At 75.1% G+C, this 19601-nt stretch carries 20 protein-coding genes; 10 read left to right on the top strand and 10 right to left on the bottom strand.

The features are described from left to right. Positions 1–33 precede the first annotated feature (33 nt). Positions 34–1920, bottom strand: a complete 1887-nt coding sequence (locus tag ACZ52J_RS01995) for a glycoside hydrolase family 35 protein (protein WP_465615066.1) — start codon at positions 1918–1920, stop codon at positions 34–36. A gap of 275 nt (positions 1921–2195) precedes the next feature. Here ACZ52J_RS01995 and ACZ52J_RS02000 point away from each other — a divergent pair, with 275 nt between their 5' ends. Then, positions 2196–2525, top strand: coding sequence for a DUF1330 domain-containing protein (locus ACZ52J_RS02000; RefSeq protein WP_465615067.1), 330 nt, complete (start codon positions 2196–2198; stop codon positions 2523–2525). 7 nt (positions 2526–2532) lie between these two features. Here the strand turns inward: ACZ52J_RS02000 and ACZ52J_RS02005 are convergent, their stop codons facing one another. The 3 genes from ACZ52J_RS02005 to ACZ52J_RS02015 all read right to left on the bottom strand — a co-directional run bounded on the left by ACZ52J_RS02005 (position 2533) and on the right by ACZ52J_RS02015 (position 4102). Further along, a complete protein-coding gene (locus tag ACZ52J_RS02005) occupies positions 2533–3522 on the bottom strand; it encodes an NAD-dependent epimerase/dehydratase family protein (protein ID WP_465615068.1) in 990 nt (329 codons plus the stop codon). Between the two features lie 99 nt (positions 3523–3621). Continuing rightward, positions 3622–3918 (bottom strand): hypothetical protein, encoded by a 297-nt coding sequence (locus ACZ52J_RS02010; RefSeq protein WP_465615069.1) that lies wholly within the window; start codon positions 3916–3918, stop codon positions 3622–3624. Further along, positions 3911–4102: a hypothetical protein gene (locus ACZ52J_RS02015; RefSeq protein ID WP_465615293.1), complete on the bottom strand. Its 192-nt coding sequence runs from the start codon at positions 4100–4102 to the stop codon at positions 3911–3913. Before ACZ52J_RS02015 ends, ACZ52J_RS02010 begins: the two co-directional genes overlap by 8 nt. A 217-nt stretch (positions 4103–4319) precedes the next feature. Between ACZ52J_RS02015 and ACZ52J_RS02020 the strand changes: the two genes are divergently transcribed. Both ACZ52J_RS02020 and ACZ52J_RS02025 read left to right on the top strand, forming a co-directional pair. Further along, positions 4320–4841 (top strand): peptidylprolyl isomerase, encoded by a 522-nt coding sequence (locus ACZ52J_RS02020; protein ID WP_360497583.1) that lies wholly within the window; start codon positions 4320–4322, stop codon positions 4839–4841. Between the two features lie 22 nt (positions 4842–4863). Beyond that, entirely contained in the window at positions 4864–5301 is a 438-nt protein-coding gene (locus ACZ52J_RS02025) for a hypothetical protein (protein WP_465615070.1), read from the top strand. A gap of 10 nt (positions 5302–5311) precedes the next feature. Here ACZ52J_RS02025 and ACZ52J_RS02030 read toward each other — a convergent pair whose 3' ends face one another. Then, positions 5312–6418: an RICIN domain-containing protein gene (locus ACZ52J_RS02030; protein ID WP_465615071.1), complete on the bottom strand. Its 1107-nt coding sequence runs from the start codon at positions 6416–6418 to the stop codon at positions 5312–5314. Positions 6419–6472: 54 nt separating this feature from the next. Further along, complete coding sequence (locus ACZ52J_RS02035) at positions 6473–7624, bottom strand: alpha/beta hydrolase (protein WP_465615072.1); 1152 nt, start codon at positions 7622–7624, stop codon at positions 6473–6475. 267 nt (positions 7625–7891) lie between these two features. On the opposite strand from ACZ52J_RS02035, the gene ACZ52J_RS02040 reads away from it, so the two are divergent. After that, the gene (locus ACZ52J_RS02040) at positions 7892–8875 is read left to right on the top strand and encodes a hypothetical protein (protein ID WP_465615073.1); all 984 of its coding nucleotides are present in this window, start codon (positions 7892–7894) and stop codon (positions 8873–8875) included. A 140-nt stretch (positions 8876–9015) separates the two neighbouring features. On the opposite strand, the gene ACZ52J_RS02045 is transcribed toward ACZ52J_RS02040, so the two are convergent. The 3 genes from ACZ52J_RS02045 to ACZ52J_RS02055 all read right to left on the bottom strand — a co-directional run bounded on the left by ACZ52J_RS02045 (position 9016) and on the right by ACZ52J_RS02055 (position 13014). Further along, entirely contained in the window at positions 9016–11787 is a 2772-nt protein-coding gene (locus ACZ52J_RS02045) for a M4 family metallopeptidase (RefSeq protein WP_465615074.1), read from the bottom strand. 81 nt (positions 11788–11868) lie between these two features. Beyond that, complete coding sequence (locus tag ACZ52J_RS02050) at positions 11869–12522, bottom strand: hypothetical protein (protein WP_465615075.1); 654 nt, start codon at positions 12520–12522, stop codon at positions 11869–11871. Between the two features lie 165 nt (positions 12523–12687). Beyond that, entirely contained in the window at positions 12688–13014 is a 327-nt protein-coding gene (locus ACZ52J_RS02055) for a cupin domain-containing protein (RefSeq protein WP_465615076.1), read from the bottom strand. A gap of 71 nt (positions 13015–13085) precedes the next feature. On the opposite strand from ACZ52J_RS02055, the gene ACZ52J_RS02060 reads away from it, so the two are divergent. From ACZ52J_RS02060 to ACZ52J_RS02085, 6 genes are all read left to right on the top strand, one after another. Next, positions 13086–14078: a helix-turn-helix domain-containing protein gene (locus tag ACZ52J_RS02060; protein ID WP_465615077.1), complete on the top strand. Its 993-nt coding sequence runs from the start codon at positions 13086–13088 to the stop codon at positions 14076–14078. Positions 14079–14736: 658 nt separating this feature from the next. After that, positions 14737–15009 carry a zinc ribbon domain-containing protein gene (locus tag ACZ52J_RS02065; protein WP_465615078.1) on the top strand — a complete coding sequence of 91 codons (273 nt, stop codon included), beginning with the start codon at positions 14737–14739 and terminating at the stop codon, positions 15007–15009. A 188-nt stretch (positions 15010–15197) separates the two neighbouring features. Continuing rightward, positions 15198–16112 carry a hypothetical protein gene (locus ACZ52J_RS02070; RefSeq protein ID WP_465615079.1) on the top strand — a complete coding sequence of 305 codons (915 nt, stop codon included), beginning with the start codon at positions 15198–15200 and terminating at the stop codon, positions 16110–16112. A 71-nt stretch (positions 16113–16183) separates the two neighbouring features. After that, complete coding sequence (locus ACZ52J_RS02075; protein ID WP_465615080.1) at positions 16184–17056, top strand: hypothetical protein; 873 nt, start codon at positions 16184–16186, stop codon at positions 17054–17056. Beyond that, on the top strand, positions 17053–17916 hold the full coding sequence (locus ACZ52J_RS02080) for a hypothetical protein (protein ID WP_465615081.1): 864 nt from the start codon (positions 17053–17055) through the stop codon (positions 17914–17916). The genes ACZ52J_RS02075 and ACZ52J_RS02080 overlap by 4 nt, the downstream gene beginning before the upstream one ends. Beyond that, a complete protein-coding gene (locus tag ACZ52J_RS02085) occupies positions 17913–18986 on the top strand; it encodes a hypothetical protein (protein ID WP_465615082.1) in 1074 nt (357 codons plus the stop codon). Before ACZ52J_RS02080 ends, ACZ52J_RS02085 begins: the two co-directional genes overlap by 4 nt. Before the next feature lie 49 nt (positions 18987–19035). Here ACZ52J_RS02085 and ACZ52J_RS02090 read toward each other — a convergent pair whose 3' ends face one another. Continuing rightward, positions 19036–19581: a hypothetical protein gene (locus ACZ52J_RS02090; RefSeq protein ID WP_465615083.1), complete on the bottom strand. Its 546-nt coding sequence runs from the start codon at positions 19579–19581 to the stop codon at positions 19036–19038. Between the last annotated feature and the right edge of the window lie 20 nt (positions 19582–19601).

Raw genomic sequence — 19601 nt, forward strand, 5'->3', positions numbered from 1 at the left:
CCCGGGAAAGCGGCCGGGGGCCGGCCGGGCGCGTCAGTACTCGGAGCTCGGCGCCGCCGTGGTCGGCCCGAGGTCCGGCTGGTCGCGCAACTCCACTGCCTCGCCGTGCCGTTCGAGCTCCAGCACGACCAGCTCATTGCCGCCCGGGCGCCACAGCGGCGCGGGGGCGTAGAGGGTGCGCTGGGGGCCGGCGGCGCAGTAGCGGCCGAGCAGGAAGCCGTTGAGCCACAGCAGTCCGCGCCCCCAGCCGGGCAGGGCGACGAACGCGTCGGCGGGGGAGGGGAGTCGGGCGGTGAAACGGTGGAACACCGGCTCCCCGTCCCGGACCGGCGGGCCCGGCCTGCCCGTCACCCCAGGCCTGCCCGCCGTGCCCGCCGCACCAGGCGTACCCGCCGTGCCTGGCGTGCCCGCCGTACCCGGCGTGCCCGGGGTGCCTGGGGTGAAGCGCAGCGCGGACAGGTCCGTCAGCGGCAGCGGCCGGATCTGCCAGCCGAACAGCCGCTGGCCGCCGTGCGAGACGCCGCGCGTGATGCCCTTGCGGTCGTCCATGTTCGGGCCGTAGTTCACCCGCCCCAGCGCCTCGACCAGGATGTCCAGGGTGACCCCGTCGGCGCCGGTGGCCAGGTCCAGCGTCGCACCGGGGGAGTTGCGCTCCAGCACCCCGAGCGGGCGCCCGTCCGCGAACACCTGCGCCCGGTCGGCCAACCCTTCGATGCGCAGCGGCAGTTCGGGGCGGGGGCCGGGCACGCGGGTGCGGTAGTGGATCAGGCCCAGGGACTGCCCGAGCTGCTCCATGGGCAGTGGCGCGGCCCGCTCCACCGGCTGCGACAGCGCGTCCAGGCTCTCCAGCAGCGCGGCCCGCCCGTCCGCCCGCAGGCGCTGCGGCGCCACCCGGGGCAGGGGGGCGGGCAGTTCGCCCTCCGGCAGGGGCAGGTACCGGCCGATGACCTCCCGCAGCGCGTGGAACTTGTCGGTCAGCTCGCCGGCCTCGCCGATCGGCGCGTCGTAGTCGTAGCTGGTGACGGTCGGCTCGTACCCGCCGTCCAGCGGGTGCGCACCGAAGTGGTTGGCGCCGGCCCACAGGCCGAAGTTGGTGCCGCCGTGCGCCATGTAGAGGCTGACGGAGGCGCCGGTGGCCAGCAGCTCGTCCAGGGACGCGGCGGTCTCCTTGGCGTCGCGCACGTGGTGGGGCAGGCCCCACTGGTCGAACCAGCCGATCCAGAACTCCATGGCGGTCAGCGGCCCTTCGGGCTGGTGGCGGCGCAGCACCGCCAGCCGCTCGGGGGCGCGCGAGCCGAAGGTCGCGGTGGCCAGGTGCCCGGGCAGGGCGCCGCCCTGCTGCATGGTGTCGTGCGCGCCGTCGGTGGTGAACAGCAGGCAGTCCACGCCGCGCCGCTCCAGCCCGTCGCGCAGGTGCCGCAGGTAGGCCGTGTCGTCGCCGTAACTGCCGTACTCGTTCTCCACCTGCACCGCCACCACCGGCCCGCCCCGGCTCGCCAGCAGCGGCAGCACCTCGGGCACCAGCGCGTCGAACCAGCCGTCCACCTCGGCCAGGTACGCCGGGTCCGCGCAGCGCAGCCGCAGCCCGTCCACGGCCAGCAGCCGGGCCGGCAGCCCGCCGAACTCCCACTCCGCGCAGATGTACGGGCCGGGCCGCAGCACCACGTCCAGGCCCATCTCCCCGGCCAGCCGCACGAACCGGGCCACGTCCCGCCAGCCGGTGAAGTCGACCCGGCCGTCCGGCAGTTCGTGGAAGTTCCACGGCACGTACGTGTCCACCGTGTTCACCCCCAGCGCCCGCACCCGCCGCAGCCGGTCCTCCCACAGCTCCGGGTGGATCCGGAAGTAGTGCACCGCCCCGGCCACCACCCGGTGCGCCACCCCGTCCCGCACGAACCCGTCCGCGTCGTACCCGAGCATGCGCACACCCGCCTTCCGGTCTGGAGAACCCGTCCCGCCCGAGCCTAGCCGGGCCGGCCGGAACCACCCCGGGGCACTGACTCCGGGTGACCGGTTCCCCACTCTCCGAGCTATCGCCGACTTGTGGATGTGGCCTTCCGCACATGGAGATATTTGACCGGCAGGCACGTCACCCCTACCTATACGTGACGGATTCGCCCGCCACCCCCCGCGCCCTACCGTCGGGGACGTCAGCAGGAACCACCGACCACCGCGACGAACCCCAGGAGCACCCCATGACCGCCTACGCGATCGCCCAGGTCCACTCGGTCGAGTTCGGCCCCGACATCGTCGAGTACCTGGAGCGCATCGACGCCACCCTCGACCCCTTCGGCGGCCGCTTCCTCGTCCACGGCGGCCCGTCCGAGACGGTGGAGGGCCGCTGGGGCGCCGGCGGCACGATCGTCATCGGGTTCCCCGACGTCGAGCGGGCCCGCGCCTGGTGGCACTCGCCCGCCTACCGGGAGATCCTGCCGCTGCGCACCCGGCACATGAACGCCGACATCATCCTCGTCGAGGGCGTGCCGACGCCCGGCTACCGCGGGGCGGACGCGCTCGCGCACTGAGCCGGTGCTACGGCCGCACCCGCTCGCGCCACCACGCGACCGTCGCCGCGACCTGCTCCTCCAGCGGCGTCGCCCGCACCGTGAACGCCTTCTCGTACGCGGAGCAGTCCACGACGAACGGCCGGTCGAACTGGTAACGGGTCTCGCGCAGTTCGCGCAGCAGCGGGGAGAACAGCCCGGCCGCGCCCAGCAGGACGGGGGACAGACGGCGCACCGCGACCGGCGCGGTGCCGGCCTCGGCGGCCAGGCGATCGACCATCGCGCGCACCGGCTCGGCGGGGACGGTGGGCACGTGCCAGGCCCGGCCCCAGGCCCGCTCCTCGCCCGCGACCTCGACCAACGCCCGTGCCACGTCCGGCAGGTAGGTCCAGCTGTGCGGGGCGTCCGGGTCACCGAGGACGGCGACGGAGCCGCCCTTGAGCACGCCCGGCATCGCGCGCGCCGCCAGGTGGCCGCCGTCGGTGACGCCGGGGCCGAAGAAGTCGGAGGCACGGACCTCCACCGCCCGGATCCGCCCGGCCTCGTGCAGCGCCCGCGCCTGCTCCCACGCGGCCGCCCGCACCCGCCCCTTGGGTCCGGTCGCGGCGAGCGGCAGGTCCTCGGTGATGGGGCGGGCGGGGTCGGCCAGCGGCCCGTAGCCGTACAGGTTGCCGAGCATGACCAGCACCGCGCCGCTCTCCTCGGCCGCCGCGCACAGCGAGGCGGACAGGGCCGGCCAGCGCTGGGCCCACTGCGGCAGCGGCGGCGCGGCGCAGCCGTGGATCGCGACGGCGCCGCGCGCGGCCTGCGCCAGCGCCGTGGGGTCGCTCGCGTCGACGGCGAGGTGCTCGACGCCCTCGACGCCCTCGACGCCGTCAGCGCCCTCGGCGCCCTCGGCAGGCTGGTGCGCGGGGCGTCCGGATCGGGTGACGACCCGGACCTGGTGGCCCTGTTCGGCCAGCAGACGGGCGGTGGCGGCCCCGGCGGGCCCGTATCCGACGACGAGATGGAAGCTCACCCGCCCCACCCTATCCACGTCCCGACCCGGGCGACGCGGCGCGTCAGGCACCGAGGCCCCGGCGTCAGCCGTCGAGGTCCCGCGTCGGACGCCCCGGCCTCACGTCAGCCGCCGGGGCCTCGCGCCAGCCGCCCGGCCAGCGAACCTGCCTGCCTGCCACGCGTGCTGACGGGCCGCATTGCTGCCGTCCAGCTGCCCGGCGAAGGCACGGCGCGCCGCCTCGACCAGGTCCGGCGACACGTCGGGGCGGGCCAACTCGATCGCCCACAGCGCCTCGTCGGTCTCCATGTCCAGGCCCAGGCAGCTCGGCACCCCGCGCCCGGCCAGGGTCCCGGCCAGGACCGACTCGAAGACGGCCCGCAGCCGGTCCCGCTCCACCGCGCCGCCCTCAGTCACCGCTGCCGCTGTTCGTGTTCCGGCGCCGCCGGCTGCGCAGGGCGCTGCGCAGCACCTCCCCGGTGCGGACCGTGAGGGCCGCGACCACGCGGGTCCAGGGCGGCCCGCCCCGGTCGGCCCACACCACGCATCCGCACCCGGCGACGACGAGTACCAGCACCCCGATCAGCACCGCACCGACCATCACGGCCACCGGCCCTTCCGCTACGACCTACGACTAAAACGACGACGTACTACGTGTCACGTGCGGATCCTTCCACCCGGTTCGGCCGTGAACCCCGAGGCTGTGCCAGGATGCCGTAGCCGATCTTCCTGATCACCGCACCGGCCGCACCAGGCACGCCAGCCGCACAAGCGCCGGCCGTACAAGCCGTACAAGCCGTATCCCGAGGAGAGTCCCCGTGGCCACTGCCCGCTTCGCCACCCTGCACACCACGGCGGGCCCGATCCGCCTGGAGCTGTTCCCGTTCCACGCGCCGAAGACGGTCCGCAACTTCGTCGAACTCGCCGAGGGCACCCGCGAGTACACGGACCCGCGCACCGGTGAGCCGGGCAGCGGCCCGTACTACGACGGCACGCTGTTCCACCGGGTGATCGCGGGCTTCATGATCCAGGGCGGTGACCCGACCGGCACCGGCACCGGCGGCCCGGGCTACGCCTTCGCGGACGAGTTCCACCCGGAGCTGTTCTTCACCAAGCCGTACCTGCTCGCGATGGCCAACTCCGGCCCGGGTACCAACGGTTCGCAGTTCTTCATCACGGTGGGCACTCCGGCCCACCTCAACCGCAGGCACACCATCTTCGGCCAGGTCGCCGACGCGGCCTCCAAGGCCGTGGTCGACGCGATCGCCACCGCCCCCACCGAGGACGAGCGCCCGGTGACGGACGTGGTGATCGAGTCCGTCGAGATCACCTACTCCTGAGCCCGAGGATTCCGAGGACCCGATGAGCGTCGCACCGCAGAGCTTCCCGTCGCACCCGATCCGCGGGGTGCAGGCGCGTTACGTCCGCCAGAGCGGCTGCCCCTGCGACGTGGCGATCGTCACCGTGGACTTCGAGCCGTGGGAGGAGGGCGTGCACCTGGAGGTGGCGCCGGACGCCACGGTGCGCGGCGACTCCGACCCGCACTACCTGGCGCTGTTCCACGCGGCGCTGGCCGAGGGGGTGCGCGAGGAGCTGGCCGAGCGGGCGCCGGGACGGGCGGTGGCGCTGGCGGTGGTGGTGCACTTCACCGTCGTGCACGAGTTGGACTCGCGCGAGCACTCCTTCCGGGTGGCCGGACGGCTGGCCGCGCGCGAGGCCCTGGCCCGGGAGGGCGGCGGTCCCGGGGAGGACGCGGACGGCCGCCGCCCGGTGGAAAGCGGGCGGCGGCCGGAGAGCTGACGGCGGACCGTCAGGTGCAGCTGGTGAACGTCGGGCTGGTGTTGGCGACGTAGAGGGTCGGCCCGGCGTTGGGGTCGGAGGTCACCGGGATGGTGATGGTGTCGTCGGCGGTCCACGGGATGCCGTGGGCGTCGAAGGTCCAGGTGCCGGTGACCTTGCGGGCGACCGCGGCCAGCGTCACCCAGCCGTACTGCTGTTGCGGGACGGAGACGGTGACGGCGTTGTTGACGCTGCGCGAGCCGTTCCAGACGTTGGTGAAGGTCAGGCCGACCTTGACCGCCGCGTTCAGGGCGCCCGGCGCGCCGGCGGAGATCTCGCTGCCGATCTCGGAGCCGAGGGAAGTCGACCAGCCGCTGGTGTCGGTGACCGCGAAGCTCTGCTGGACGGTGCCGCTGGTGTTGTTGAACCAGACCGCGGAGGAGCAGATCCGGGGCAGCGGCGCGGCCGGGGCCTCGCTCTGGACGGCCCAGGAGCAGGTGGAGGCGTCCTTCTGGCACTGCTTGGCGGCGTGGTCGACGGCCAGGGTGCGGGCGGCCTGCGGGAAGCCGGTGGCCCACTGCTGGTTGGCGGTGCCGTTGCAGGCGTACTGGTCGGTCCAGGCGTCGTCGTACTGGGCGCCGCTCAGCAGGTCCAGGCAGGTGCTGTCGCCCGCGTGGCGGATCATGAAGGCGTCGCCGCCGCCGGGGGCGGGCTGCAGGAACCAGCGCTGGCTGGCCTGCCCGGCGCAGGTCTGCTGGCGCAGGGCCGGGACGAACCAGGAGGCCAGGTCGATGCACTTGCCGGTGTCGTTGTTGACGATGGTGAAGGTGGAGTCGGACGGGTCGACGTTCAGCCGCCAGGACTGATGGTAGCCGGGCGCGGAGTTGGTGACGACGTAGACGCCGTCGCCGGTGTTGCCGTTCTGGACGTCGAGTTGGCGTCCGTTGCTGAGCGACTTGATGGTCAGGCACTGCTGCGGCGTGGCGCACGTGGCGGCCGGAGCGGCGGCGGGCGCGGGGGCCGGGGCGGCGTGGGCGGGCGCGGCGCTCAGGCCCAGGGCGGCGCAACAGGTCACCAGGAAGGCCGCGAGCAGGCGCAGCCAGGGCGCCGTACGGCCGGGGTTCTCGGTGGCGGGCAAGGAGGGTGTCCTTTCGTCAGGGGAGAAACAGGGAGGGGAGAGGAGGGGAGGGCGTCAGGGCGCGGCGGCGAAGGCCGCTTCCAGGCGCGGGACGTAGTCCGTGAGGTCCTGCGCCCAGCAGCCCGCGGTGTGGCCGCCGTGGCAGTCGGCGCCCCAGCCGGTGCCGTCGCCGTAGTCGACGTAGTGGTACGGCAGGTGGAGGGCGTCCAGGCGCTCCTTGAGGCGCTTGGCGGTGCCCTCGGCCCAGAACTCCATGTCGGCGGGGTTGCCGTTGCCGTTGCCGGTGTAGACGGCGATGCCGGTGTGGGCGAGCAGGGCCGCCCGGGAGGCCGGGTCGGCGGCGTTCCAGCGCCAGTCGGCGTTGAACACCGGGTACGGGGTGCCGAAGAGGGCGTCGCTGGAGACGGTGGGCCCGTAGTCGAAGCCGCAGGGGCGGCCGTCGCTGGGGCCGCACAGCACGGTGCCGGCGTTGGTCAGCATGGCGACGACGGCGCCGCGCAGGACCATCTGGTCGGCGGACAGGTCGTTGGCGCCGGACATGGTGAGGACCTGGCCGAACAGCTCGGGGCGGTCCTGGGCGTAGTGCAGGGCGCCGAAGCCGCCCATGGACAGGCCGCCGACGGCCCGGTGGGCGCGGTCGGTGCGGGTGCGCAGGTTGGCGTCGACGAACGGGAGGACCTGGTTGAGGTGGAAGGTCTCCCAGTTCTGCGCGCCGGCGGCGGTGCCCTGGTCGAGCCAGTCGGTGTACCAGCCGCGCAGGCCGCCGTCCGGGATGACCGTGATCATCGACTGCGCGGCGGCCAGCGCGGGGTAGGCCAGCGCCGGGTCGCTCGGGTTGTCCGAGGCGCCGTGCAGGAAGTACAGCACGGGGTAGCGCTGGTCGGGGTGCTGCGCGTAGTCGGCGGGCAGCAGGATCCGGATGGTGTGCTGCCCGGCGACCTGGGGGGTGGTGACGGTGATGACGAAGTTGGTGGCGCTGCCAGTGGCGGTGCCGACCTGGGTCAGCCCGAAGCCGTCCGCCAGCGGCGGCGGCCCGGCGGGCTCCCCGGAAGCGGACCCCCCGGAAGCGGCCTCCCCGGGAGCGGGCTCCTGTGCGGGGACGGCGGCGGCCGCGGGCGCGGTGAGCAGGAGCAGGCAGGCGGCCAGGGCGGCGACGGCCGTACGGGCGCGCCGCAGCCGGGCGGGCAGGAGCCGGGCTGGGGTCATGGGTGGTCGTCCTCGGCCTTCGACGGGGCGGTGGTGACGGGCTGTCCCGGCAGGCGGTTCTGACGATCGGTCCTGATGATCGGTCCTGATGATCGGTCTCACCTCTCCTGTCTGAACATCGACAACTCTCGTCACATCACCCGCTCCGCGCCAGAGCGCCCGGCGGCGCACCTGGGCCACTGGCGCATGTGAGCCACCCGCCCGGGTAGGCTCCTCCGGCCACCCGGTACGGCCGGGCGGCAGGGGACACGATGACCGGGGGGTGTCGTGCACGACGTCTTGGATCCGGACTCCGAACGCGGCCGCGTCTACCGCGGCCTGGTCGGACGGCCACGCGCCCGCCTGACCGACCTGGCACACGGCGCGGGCCTGGACGAGGACACCGTGCTGGCCGTCCTGCGCGACCTCGCGGACGAGGGCGTCGCCGTGGCCATCGACAGCACCGGCAGCGCCGACGACCGCGACCACGACTGGGAGGCGCTGCCACCGGGCCGGGTCGTCGAGACGGTGCTGCAACGCGACGCGCTGCGCCAGGCCACCGCCCGCCGGGCCGGGGCCGAACTGGAACGCCTCTACCGCTTCGCCCGGCGCGACGCCGGCAGCTACGGCGCCCTGGAGGTGGTCGAGGACCCCGCCGAGGTGCTCGCGGCCAGCCGCCGCCTGCAGCTGGTGGCCCGTCACCAGGTACGGGTCATCGACGTGCCCCCGTACTCCGGCAGCCACGCCCACTACGCCGACCAGGAGGTCCTGCAGCGCCGCCGGATGGCCGCGGGCGTCGTCTACCGCGCGATCTACCAGGGCTGCGCGTTCGAGGACCCGGTGGCCGGGCCCAACATGGCCCGCATGGTCGAGGCGGGGGAGCAGGCCCGCACCCTGGACGAGCCGCCGCTCAAACTCGCCATCGGCGACGACGACCTCGCCATCGTCACCCTGCCCGCCGACGACCGCCCCGGCGTCGTCTCCCTGCTGATCCGCCCCTCCGGCCTGCTGCAGGCCATGACCGGCGTCTTCGAGACCCTGTGGCGCCTGGCGGTCCCGGCCACCGTGGTCGGCGTCGACCTGCGCGTCGACGAACGCGACCGGCGCATCCTCACCCTGATGGCCGGCGGCGCCACCGACGACGCCATCGCCCGCCGCCTCGGCCTGGGCCGGCGCACCGTGGTACGCCGCGTCTCCGTCCTCCTCGCCCACCTGGGCGCCACCACCCGCTTCCAGGCCGGCGTCCAGGCAGCCCGCCGGGGATGGCTCTGAACCGGGGGCCGCAGCCCGGGATGCCGTAGCGCGGGGCCGCAGCACGGCGGCGGGGCCGCAGGGCAGTTCGCCCCGCGGCCCCGCCATCCTGCCGTCCTGCTGTCCCGCCCTCCTGTCGTCCTGCCGTCCGTGACGCGTTCTCAGCAGGCGCCCGCCGGGCGGTCGCGGACCACCAGGTCGGTTCGGCCGGCGGTCGCGTCCAGCCAGATCACCCGGGTGCCCTGGTCGGCGGCGGCCTCGTACTGGCCGCCGCGGTCGCAGGAGAGGCGCTGCGGGGTGCCGCCGGCGAGCGGGACCTGCCACAGCTTGGGCAGCGCGGCGTTGGTCCAGCCGCCGGCGGGCTTGTCGCTCTCGACCCGGTAGGTGACGGCCTGGTCGGAGGCGGTGAGGACGGTGGAGCGCGGGGCGTTCGGGGAGTCGCCGCTCAGCAGGTCGACGATGCCCGAGCCGTCCAGGGCCGCGGAGCGGATGGTGGCGCGCCGGGTGTGGTCGGCGGGGAAGTCCAGCCACAGCAGGCGTCCGCCCGCCAGGGTGAGGGAGGCGGCGCTGCTGGGCCCGGTTCCGGCCGGGGCGTGTTCGGCGTACCGGGCGGTGACCTTCCCGGCGGCGACGGAGTAGAGCGTCGGTACGGTCACCAGCGGGCCGTCGCCGTCGCGCCAGGTCTCGTTCCAGGCGAGGAGGCCGTCCTTGAGGGCGAGTTCGGACGCGTTGTGCCCCTCGGGCACCGGGAGTGCGACCGGCGCGCCGCCGTCGTGGCTCAGGTACGGCCGGGTGTGGCCGTTCTCGGTGAGGGTGAAGGCGATGTCGGTGCCGGAGATCCGGGCGTTGCCGAGCTGCTGGGCGGTGCTGGTGGAGCGGAAGACGCTGCGTACGGGGCCGGCACCGCTCAGCGGGGCGGTCAGCACTTCCTGGCTCGCGCCCTGGGGGCCGCCCATGGCCGCCCAGACGGCGTTGGTGCCGTCGGTGGTGGCCCAGCTGTGGATGCGGCCGTCCTCGGGGCTCAGGCGTACCGGGGTGCCGTGTCCGTCGACGGTGCCGGTGTACAGGCCGGTGCCGGCGGGACCGTCGCCGAGGATCAGCCAGTGGCCGCGGGCGACGGCCGGGGTGGCCATGCCGTTGGAGATGTTCGGCAGCAGGGTGCGGCTGTCGGTGCCGAGCCGCTTCTGCCAGCCGGGGCGGATCCCGTGCGCGTCGAACGCGGCCGCGACGGAGCGCAGTTGACGCTTGGTGAGGCCCAGGTCGCGGCCGGCCGAGAGGACCGCGTCGCGGCCGGCGGTGAAGTCGTCCAGCGGGGTGAGGTAGTCGGCGAGCGCGTGGTAGACGACCCGGTCGGCGGTGAGCGGGTCGAGGGTGCGCCGGATGTCCCACAGCGCCCCGCTGAAGATGGTGGAGTTGTAGTGCGCTCCGCCCTGGTCGATTTCGTAGCGGGTGCCCAGGTAGTCGGCCTCCGTGGTGCGGTGGTCGTCCAGGCGGCGCTGGGCGCAGGCCTGCGGGGTGCCGCTGCGGCACAGGCCCTCGCCGAGCAGTGCGGCGGCTGGGTCGTCCATGGACAGGCCGCGGGCGGTGGCCTCGATGGCGTTGCCGAAGTAGTCGGAGATCCCCTCGTTCATGGCGCCGGGCTGGCCGAGGGCGAAGAGGTCGGCGGTGTGCTCGACGACGCCGTGGGTCATCTCGTGCGCGGCCACGTCCAAGGCGACGGAGAACGGGTAGTAGCCGGGGCCGGAGCCGTAGACCATCTTGGAGCCGTCCCAGAACGCGTTCGGGAACGGCTTGCCGCCGTCGCTCGCGTTCACCACGGAGACGATCGCCCCGCCCTTGCCGTCCAGGCCGTCGCGGCCGAGCCGGTCGCGGTAGAAGTCGTACACGATACCGGCGTTGACGTGGGCGTCGGTGGCGCCGTGCTCGCCGGTGGCGGCGGGGAAGTCGGGGGTGGGGGAGGAGGCGGGGACGGCGTCGGCGGGGACGGGCACGTGGTCGAAGTCGCCCGCGTCGCGGCCGTCGGCGTCGTAGGTGGTGATGGTGGCGGGGCGGGTGAGGTCGGTGAGCTGGTAGGTGCCGTCCGCCCGCTTGGCGATGTTCACGGCGGCGGTGCGCCCGTGGGCGTCGGGGGCGGTGCCGGTGGCGGGCTGCAGGCCGTCGGCGGCGGCGGGGGCCGGGGCGGTCGCCGCCCCGGTCGCCGGGTGGGGCGCGCCGGCGTCGTGGGCGAGGGCGACCGTGCCGGTGGTGGCGTCGACGTACACCTCCCGGACGCCGGCCGCCGCCTTGTCGCGCACGGTGTAGTGCTCGGTCAGGCGGCCGCCGCCGTCGGGCAGGATCACCGCGCCGCGGTCCTCGGCGGTGGTGGTGGCGGTGGTCTGCGGGCTTGCGGGTGCGGCGGCCTGGGGGCCGGTCGGCGCGGTGAGCGCCGCCTGCCGCAGGGTCTCGGCCGGGACGGTGGGGGCGGTGGGGGCGCTCAGGCCGGTGAAGTAGCGCCCGCCCGCCGATTCCACCTTCTGCCCGGCGCCCTGGCCGGACAGGTGCACCAGGTACTGGCCGCCGAGCACCGGGATCCCGCCGTGGCGCTGCTCGAACCTGACGGTGCGCCGGCCGTCGGGGCCCTGCGTGGAGCCGAGTTCGGCCAGCTCGCCGGTGTCGATGTGGTAGCGGTCGGGGTGCGCGGCGAGGTGGGCCAGGGCGGCCGGGGCCGGGTCGCCCTGGGCGGGTTCGGACAGGCCGGTCACCAGCTGCGGGGCGGCGGTGTCGCGGCCGGCCACCAGGGCCGGCACCGGGTCCGCGTCCGGCGCGGGCGCGCCCGCCGCCGGTACGGCCAGGGCGGGCGGTACGGCCAGCGCCAGCGTCACGACGGCTGCGGCGCCAAGGGTGAATGTGCTTGCGGTACGGGGGAGTCGGGGCACGGCGGTCCTCTCGTGCATGAGTCAAGGGTGCGGCGGCACGACGGCTCACCGCACCGACCACAATAGGCAGACCGCCGACATATGTCGACTGGCTGCCCATCAAGGTCCGCGCAGGCCCGCGTCCCGGGCCCACCCGGCCAGGTGGACGGCGCAGGCCGCCGCGGCGGCCAGGCCGGCCAGGGCCAGGACGATCCAGAACGGGATCGCCGGCAGGCTCGGCCGGCCGGTGGCCATCCGCCCGCCGTCCTCCAGCCAGACCTTGACCTCGTGGTTGTCCGGGAAGGGCTTGTCGACCGGGCGCTCCTCGCTGAACCACCGTCCGTCCACGCTCCAGCGGTAGGTGCAGCCGTACGTCCGGTCGCCCAGCCCGCCGCCCTCCACCGGCACCTGGCCGGTCACCCGGCAGTGCGTCACCACGGCCCACACACTGGGCGGCTCGTGCACCCGGGTGCGGACGGTGTCGGCGGCCTGGGCCGCCGCGAACGCCGTGCCCCAGAGGGCCAGCAGGAGCAGCACCGCGAAGGAGGCGACCGGCGCGAAGCCCCGGCCCGCCGCCCGGCGGCTCAGCGGGACGCAGGCGGCGACGGCCACCGCCAGCGCGACGGCGCACACCCACAGCCGCGCCCCGCCCACCGGCCGGTCCTGCGACCACGCCCACACCGCCGACGCGCCCGCGACGGCCGGCACCGCCAGCGCCACCGCGGCCGGTGCCGTCCACCCCCGCCCGCGCCCCCCGCCCGTCAGGTCGCCCACGTCGCCGCCCTTCCCCCCGTCGTCCGGCCCTCCCGCCGATCCTCCTACCGCCCGGGGGGCCGCCCACACCCCCGGGCCGGGATCCGTGCCGAGCGGTGACGGGGCCGCGACATCGTCACGGGCTCTCCGGAGGCGGGGCGTTCAGGTGTCCAGGCATCCAGGTGTTCAGGCCTTCATTACGGTGACCCCGAGCATCCGCGCGCCGGTCTCGGTGCGCGGCCGGTGGCTGCTGCCCGGCGCGAACACCACGTAGCTGCCCGCGGGGTGGCGCTCCTCGCCCTCGATCACCTCCCCGCTCAGCACGAAGTACCGCTCCTCGGTGCCGTGCACGTCGACCTCCGGCCACCGGCTGCCCGGCGCGAAGTCGATCAGCCAGCCGCGCGCGTACCCGGTGGCCGTCAGCCTGCGCCGCACGATCCCCGGCGCGACCTCCATCGGCTCCACCTCGTCCACCAGCAGCGATGTCTTGAGTTCCGTGTCCTTGTCGTCCATGCCCCCACTGTGGCCGCCCCCGCACCCGCCGCCCCAGAGTCCGAAAAGACATCCTCAGGTACATTCCTGCCATGAGCGTCGCAGTCCTGAAGACCCCCGCCCCCGCCACCGCCGCGCGCCGCCACCGGGTGGTGGCCCTGCTCGGCGCACCCCAGTCGCCCTTCGAACTCGCCTGCGCCGCCGAGGTCTTCGGCACCGAGCGGCCCGGCCTGGCCGCCCACTACGACTTCCGGCTGTGCACCCGCACCCCCGGCCCGGTGCCCACCACCCTCGGCGTCCCGCTGCTGGTCGAGGACGGCCTGACGGCACTGGAGGAGGCCGACACCGTCGTCATCCCCGGCTGGCAGCCGCCCGGCTCCCCCGTCCCGGCCGACGTCCTCGCCGCGCTGCGCGCCGCCCACGCGCGCGGCGCCCGGATCGTCTCCATCTGCACCGGCGCCTTCGTCCTCGCCCGGGCCGGACTACTGGACGGCCGCAGCGCCACCACCCACTGGGGCCGCACCGCCCAACTCGCCTCCGAATACCCGGCGTTGCGGGTGGACCGGGACGTCCTGTACGTCGACCACGGCGACGTCGCCACCAGCGCCGGGTCCGGCGCCGGCATCGACCTGTGCCTGCACCTGCTGCGCCGCGACCACGGCGCGGCCTACGCCGCCCAGGTCGCCCGGCACATGGTGCTGCCCCCGCACCGCGAGGGCAGCCAGCTGCAGTACGCCGCCGCCCCGGAGCCGGCCCGGGCGGACGAGTCGCTGGCGCCGCTGCTGGAGTGGGCCGGACAGCGCCTGGGGGAGCGGCTGGCGGTGGACGAACTGGCCGCCCGCGCCGGGGTGTCCGGGCGCACCCTGGCCCGCCGCTTCGCCGAGCAGCTGGGCACCAGCCCCGGCCAGTGGCTGCTGGCCCGGCGCATCGACGCCGCCCGGGCCCTGCTGGAGCGCACCGACCTGCCGGTGGAGGCCGTCGCCGACCGGGTCGGCCTCGCCTCCGCCGTCAACCTGCGCCGCCGCTTCCGTACCGCCCTCGGCACCACCCCCGGCGCCTACCGCCGCACCTTCGGCGGCGGCTAGCCGGTCCTGCGTCGCCCCGCCCGGCACACCGTCACCGCCGCCCTGGTCCGCCCCGACGGCCACCTGGCCCGGCTCACCGACGAAGCCGGCCCCCCAGGCCTCGGCCGCGGCCGCCCGCACCGCCGCGGCCGCGTACTGACACCGGGCGGCGCCCGATTGCGGTTGGATCACGACGTGTCCGGTTCATCAACTCTTGGGCGAATGTGCGGTGATTGATTTGTTGGCAGCCCTGTCAGCGGACTCTCATCGGGGACCTCCGTGGACACCCCCGGCTTTGGCCGGGGGTGGGGGTACCTCCCGCTTGCGGGGGAGAAATGGACTGTCTGCGGAGTGGGTTCGGAGGCGGCGTTCCGCCGTTATGGCGGACCGCCGTGCAGGTGGCCGCAGGTGGTTGTCAGTGCCTGCCGGTAGGTTGGTCCCGTGTATCTCAGGTACTCCTATTGCTCGCCAAGGCGCACGCCAAGGTGGCCGACACCCGCATGGACTGGCTGCACCTGAACGTGCGTGGCCTCGCCCGCACCCGCCTGGCCAAGTCCGTCCACGACGCCGGATGGGCCACCTTCCGCCGGCTCCTTGAGGAGAAGGCCACGCGGTACGGACGGCACGTCGGCGTGATCGGCCGGTACGAACCCACGTCGCAGGTTGCTCCACCTGCGGCGTGCTGGACAGGCCCAAGCCGCTGGACGTCCGCACGTGGACGTGCGGTGCATGCGGTACCTTCCACGATCGTGACCTCAATGCTGCTCGGAACATCCTGGCCGCCGGGCGGGCGGACAGGCTAAACGCCTGCGGAGGGCCGGTAAGCCCCGGCGTGGCGATCCCACGCCAGGCACGGCCCGTTGAAACAGGAACCCACCGGAACACCGGCCGCACCGGGCGCAAGCCCCGTGCGGCAGGCGCGGCCGGAATCCCCGTGCGTCAGCGCGGGTAGGATGCCAAAATTCCTGCTGACACGCGTGACGGACGGTCCGGAGGACCTGCTGGGGGAGTGGGTCCCGCGAGGGCCCCGGCGCGTGAGATTCCGCATTCTTTCCCTGGGGGAGTCCCTTGCCCGAGCCCGAGAACGAGAGCGCCGCCGCCGAACCGCCGGCACCGGCCCAGCCATCCGTGCCTGTTCCCGTGCCTGTTCCCGCTCCGGCCACCGCGCCGGTTCCGCCGGCGGCCTCCGCTCCGGCCGGGGAGCCCGCTGTCGGCGAGACCGTGACGTCGCAGCCGCAGCCGCAGCCGCAGCCGGAGCTGGAGCTGGAGCCGGAGCCGCAGCCCGCGCAGGCTCCGTCCGCGCGCCGCCTGCCGCGCGCCGTCGGCGTCGCGCTGGCCACCGCCGGCCTGCTCGCCGTCACGGCGGCCAGCGCCGCGGTGACCGTCGCCGTCGGCAAGCCCGACGCCCACCCGGCCGCCGCCGCACCCGCCGTCACCGCCGCCCCGAAGGCGAGCGCGAGCGCCACCGCGAGCGCCTCGCCCACCCCCGAGCCCGTCCCGGCGCCGACTGCCGTCCCGGCCGAGCCCGCCCCGGTCAGCACCGTCAAGGGCACGGTCAGCGGCAGCAAGCACGAGGGCGACCTGCGCTACTTCCTGCTCCCGATCCCCGCCGGCGGCGAGTCGTACGGGCCCGCGGACGGGATGACGATGACCGACGAGGACGTCGCCGACCTCTTCGGCAAGCAGGACGGCATCAAGGACATCCTCGCCTCCTACGGCTACAAGGAGGGCGCGACCCGGATGTACCGGACGGCCGACGGCAAGGCCGAGGTGACCGTCACCCTGCTGCACTTCGGCTCCGCCGCGATGGCGACCGACTTCGTCAAGGGCTACAAGATCAAGTCGCTGGACCCGGTCGACATCGACGGCCTCCCCGACGCCCGCGGCTACCTCAAGAAGCCCAAGCAGCAGGCGTACACCGGCTCGATGACCGGCATCGCCAGCCAGGGCGACGTCCAGTACACGATCGACGTCGATGTGAAGGGGACGCCGGACAAGGCGCTGCTGAGCGAGCTGATGAAGCGCCAGCGCGACTGGCTCGCCTCGGGCGGCTGAGCCCCGCGCCCACGCGCGCCGCCGCCCGCCCTCCGACGCCACCCCTTCCTTCCTCCTCTGGAGCCACTTCCGTGACCACCGAACCCGCGGAGCCGGTACCCGCGCCCGCCGCGCCCGCCGCGCCCGCCGCGCCGCCCGCACCCGCCGTTCCACCGCCGCCCGCCACCGAGCCGCCCGCCGCCGCGCCGTACGCCACCGAGCCGCCCGCCGCCGACCCGTTCGCCACCGAGCCGGGCGACCTGCTGGAGGCCGGCCCCGAGCGAGCCCCCCGCGTCCCGCGCCGCCCCCGCCCGGTGCTGCTGGCCGCCTGCGCCCTGGTGTTGGGCGCCCTGGCCGGCGGCGGCGTCGGCTACGCCGTGCAGGCCCAGCGCCCGCCCACGCCGCTGCCGCCGCTGCAGGCCGCGCGCCCGTCCTACCCGGCCGAGGTGGTCGACCCGGCCGCCCTCGCCGCCGAGCAGCCCGCGCCGCTTGCCATCGACGGCGACCTGACCAAGCTGCTGATCACCGCCCCCGAGGGCAGCACTCCCTGGAGCGAGAACCCGGACAAGCCCAGCTGGATCTCGATCGGCGAGGTCGCCGAGCAGAGCGGCAACGCGGCCTTCGCGTTCCGGGACCTCGCCTCGCGCGGCTTCCGGCGCGCGGCCGAGGTGGACTGGAAAAAGGACAACACCCTCTACCGCGTCTCGCTGATCCAGTTCGCGCCGGACCACGCCGACGAGGCGAAGTCCGCCAGCTGGCCGTCGTTCGCCGACGGCGCCAACGGCGGCTACAAGGTGGAGTCCGAGCCCCGGCACTGGGCCGAGAGCACCGAGCAGTACTACTACGGCCAGGCCGTCGCCAAGCGCGGCTCGTTGCAGATGACGATCGAGGTCTTCGGCACCCAGCAGGTGAACGCCGACCTCCTCAAGGACCTCGCCAAGCGACAGTGGGAGCGGCTGGTATGAACGACGACACCGTGACCGCGAACCCGGCCGCGCCCACACCCGAGCCCGAGCCGACGCCCACGCCTGACCAGGTGCCCGCCGACGCGCAGGCCGCCGACGCGCAGGCCCCCGCCGCGCCCAACCCCGCCTCCCGCCGCCTGCTGCGCGCGGGCGCCGCGACGGCAGCCGCCGCGCTGGTCGGCGTGGTCATCGGCATCGGCATCATCAAGACCCAGTACGACGACCCGGCCCCGGCCACCGCCGCCGCCCCGTCCACCGGGCCCACCCCGACCGCGACCGCGACCCCGTACGGCGCCAAGTCCAACGGCAGCCACTTCGGCGCGCTGCGCGACCTGCTGCTGCCCGTCCCGGCCGGCTACGAACTCGGCCCCGACGACGGCGTCTACGGCAACGACACCGAGCTGAACGGCGAGCAGCTGGCCGCCCAGCTGGACGCCGAACTCCAGCAGGTCCCCAAGGAGAAGCGCGACAAGCTCCGCTCCTACTGGGACGGCCTGCACATCAAGGCCACCGGCGTGCGCTCCTACCTCTCCAGCGGGGACGACCTGGTGATCGGCCTGAAGCTGCGCCAGTTCAACCAGCAGGAAGTGCAGCGGATCAACGAGTACACCGCGGTCTTCACCGGCGACACCGGCCTCTTCCGGATCGGCCCGGCGATCCCGGGCCACCCCGAGGCGCACTGCTACCTGATGCCGGCGGCGCCGTCCGCGCCGATCGACTACCTGGAGTGCTCGGCCGCCGAGGGCGACCTGCTGGTCGTCATGAACGCCGAGGGCGTGGCACCGCTGCCCAAGGACAAGATCGTCGCCCTCTTCACCCTGCAGCTCGACCGCCTCGCCCGCCCGGGAGCGTCCGCATGACCGACCACGCCACCCCGCCGCAGCCCGCGTCGGACCCGCTCCCGCCGCCGCCCGCGCCGCCCGTGACCCCGGCGGCACCGACGGCCCCGCCCGCGCCGCCCGTGACCCCGGCGGCACCGACGGCCCCGCCCGCGCCGCCGCTGCCCGAAACCGCCATCGGGGCCGTCGAGTTCACCGCGCCCGCCCTGACCCCCGAGGCCCTCGCGGAGCAGGAGGCCCGCCGGGCCCGGCGCCGCAAGGCCGCGGTGCGCTGGAGCTGCGCCGCCCTGGTGTTCGCCCTCGCCGGCACCGGCACCGCCCTGGCCGTCACCGCCCCCGAACGCACCGACATCCCGGGCCTGGCCACCGCGAGCGACGGCCGCTACACCTTCCCGCCGCTGACCCTGCCGCCCCTGCCCTCGGGCAAGGCCGCGCCGGACGCCAAGGGCAAGTCCCTCCACTACGCGGACCTGCGCTACCTGCTGCTGCCCGCCCCCAAGGAGGCCGGCGGCTCCGTGACCGCGCCGACCTTCCCGGCCCCCACGGCGAGCCCCACCGCCTCGGGATCCCCGACGGCGTCGCCGACCACGCCGCCGGCCGCGTCCCCGACGGCAGCCCCCACCCCCGCCCAGGCCGCCGCAGCCGCCGCGGCCTGGGTGCCCTGCGACGCGATCCTCACCGAGCAGCAGGACCCGGCCAAGCTGCGCGAACTGCTCCTGCAGAACGCCTGCCGCGCGGCCACCGTCCGGGAGTGGACGGCCTCCGACGGCACCCGCACCCAGATCCGGCTGCTGCGCTTCGGCTCCACCGGCGAGTCCTGGGACACCTACACCTCGCTGCGCTCCAAGGGCCGTTCCAAGGCCGCCCCCGACACGAAGTCCACCGCCCACACGGACTGGGACACCGTCGACGGCGTGGAGCTGACCACCCTGGAGTCCACCGCGAGCGCCCCCAAGGGCAACCCCACCGCCCGCGTCGCCTACCTCTGCGCCTCCGACATCCTGGCCGTCGTCACCATGACCAATCCCAACGGCGTGCCCACCGCCCCGTTCCGCCAGGTCGTCACCCTGCAGTCCGACATCCTGGCCTGAGCCCGGGCGTGGCCGAGCGCAGGAAGTCGGCCCGGCCGACTTCCTGCGCTCAACCACACGGCGGCCACACGGCGGCGCCAGGCAGCGGCGGACGGCGGCACGGCGCGGTCAGACGGCCTCGGACGGCGTCAGGCCTGCGCCTGCGCAGCGTCCCACGGCCGGCGGGTGCCCGCCGTGAAGCCCGCCCGCGCGGCGACCGCGAGGGCGGCGCCGGCCGCAGGTCCTGCGGATCGGCCAAGCAGGCCAGGACCGGCGCCAGCTCGCCGACGGTCAGGCGCTGCGCGCGGGCGGCGTCCAGCAGTTCCGTCAGCCGCCGGCCGAAGCCGGCGACGTACGCCGACTCGTCCGCCTCCCCCTGCGGGACCCGCTCCCGGACCCGGTCGGCCAGGTGGTCCTCGACGTTCTCCACCGCGCCGGTCAGGCGTGCGCCGGGGTCCGTCTCGCCGGGTGCGCTGCGCCAGTTCCCGCCGTCCGGCTCCCACCAGAAGCAGAACCCGGCCCGGTCGGCCGGCGCGGGCACCCAGTCCGGCGCGCCCGCCAGCAGCTGCGCCTCGTCGCGCTCGGTGCTGAAGTCCACGTCGAAGCCGCTGATCACCGCCCGGCCGCCCGGCAGCC

This window comes from Kitasatospora sp. NPDC034035 (genome assembly GCF_055575755.1).

Excerpts from the sequence above, each read along its gene's own strand:
- ACZ52J_RS01995 (WP_465615066.1), bottom strand. The coding sequence starts at position 1,920 with ATGCTCGGGTACGACGCGGACGGGTTCGTGCGGGACGGGGTGGCGCAC.
- ACZ52J_RS02000 (WP_465615067.1), top strand. The coding sequence starts at position 2,196 with ATGACCGCCTACGCGATCGCCCAGGTCCACTCGGTCGAGTTCGGCCCC.
- ACZ52J_RS02015 (WP_465615293.1), bottom strand. The coding sequence starts at position 4,102 with ATGGTCGGTGCGGTGCTGATCGGGGTGCTGGTACTCGTCGTCGCCGGG.
- ACZ52J_RS02025 (WP_465615070.1), top strand. The coding sequence starts at position 4,864 with ATGAGCGTCGCACCGCAGAGCTTCCCGTCGCACCCGATCCGCGGGGTG.
- ACZ52J_RS02035 (WP_465615072.1), bottom strand. The coding sequence starts at position 7,624 with ATGACCCCAGCCCGGCTCCTGCCCGCCCGGCTGCGGCGCGCCCGTACG.
- ACZ52J_RS02045 (WP_465615074.1), bottom strand. The coding sequence starts at position 11,787 with ATGCACGAGAGGACCGCCGTGCCCCGACTCCCCCGTACCGCAAGCACA.
- ACZ52J_RS02055 (WP_465615076.1), bottom strand. The coding sequence starts at position 13,014 with ATGGACGACAAGGACACGGAACTCAAGACATCGCTGCTGGTGGACGAG.
- ACZ52J_RS02060 (WP_465615077.1), top strand. The coding sequence starts at position 13,086 with ATGAGCGTCGCAGTCCTGAAGACCCCCGCCCCCGCCACCGCCGCGCGC.
- ACZ52J_RS02080 (WP_465615081.1), top strand. The coding sequence starts at position 17,053 with ATGAACGACGACACCGTGACCGCGAACCCGGCCGCGCCCACACCCGAG.
- ACZ52J_RS02085 (WP_465615082.1), top strand. The coding sequence starts at position 17,913 with ATGACCGACCACGCCACCCCGCCGCAGCCCGCGTCGGACCCGCTCCCG.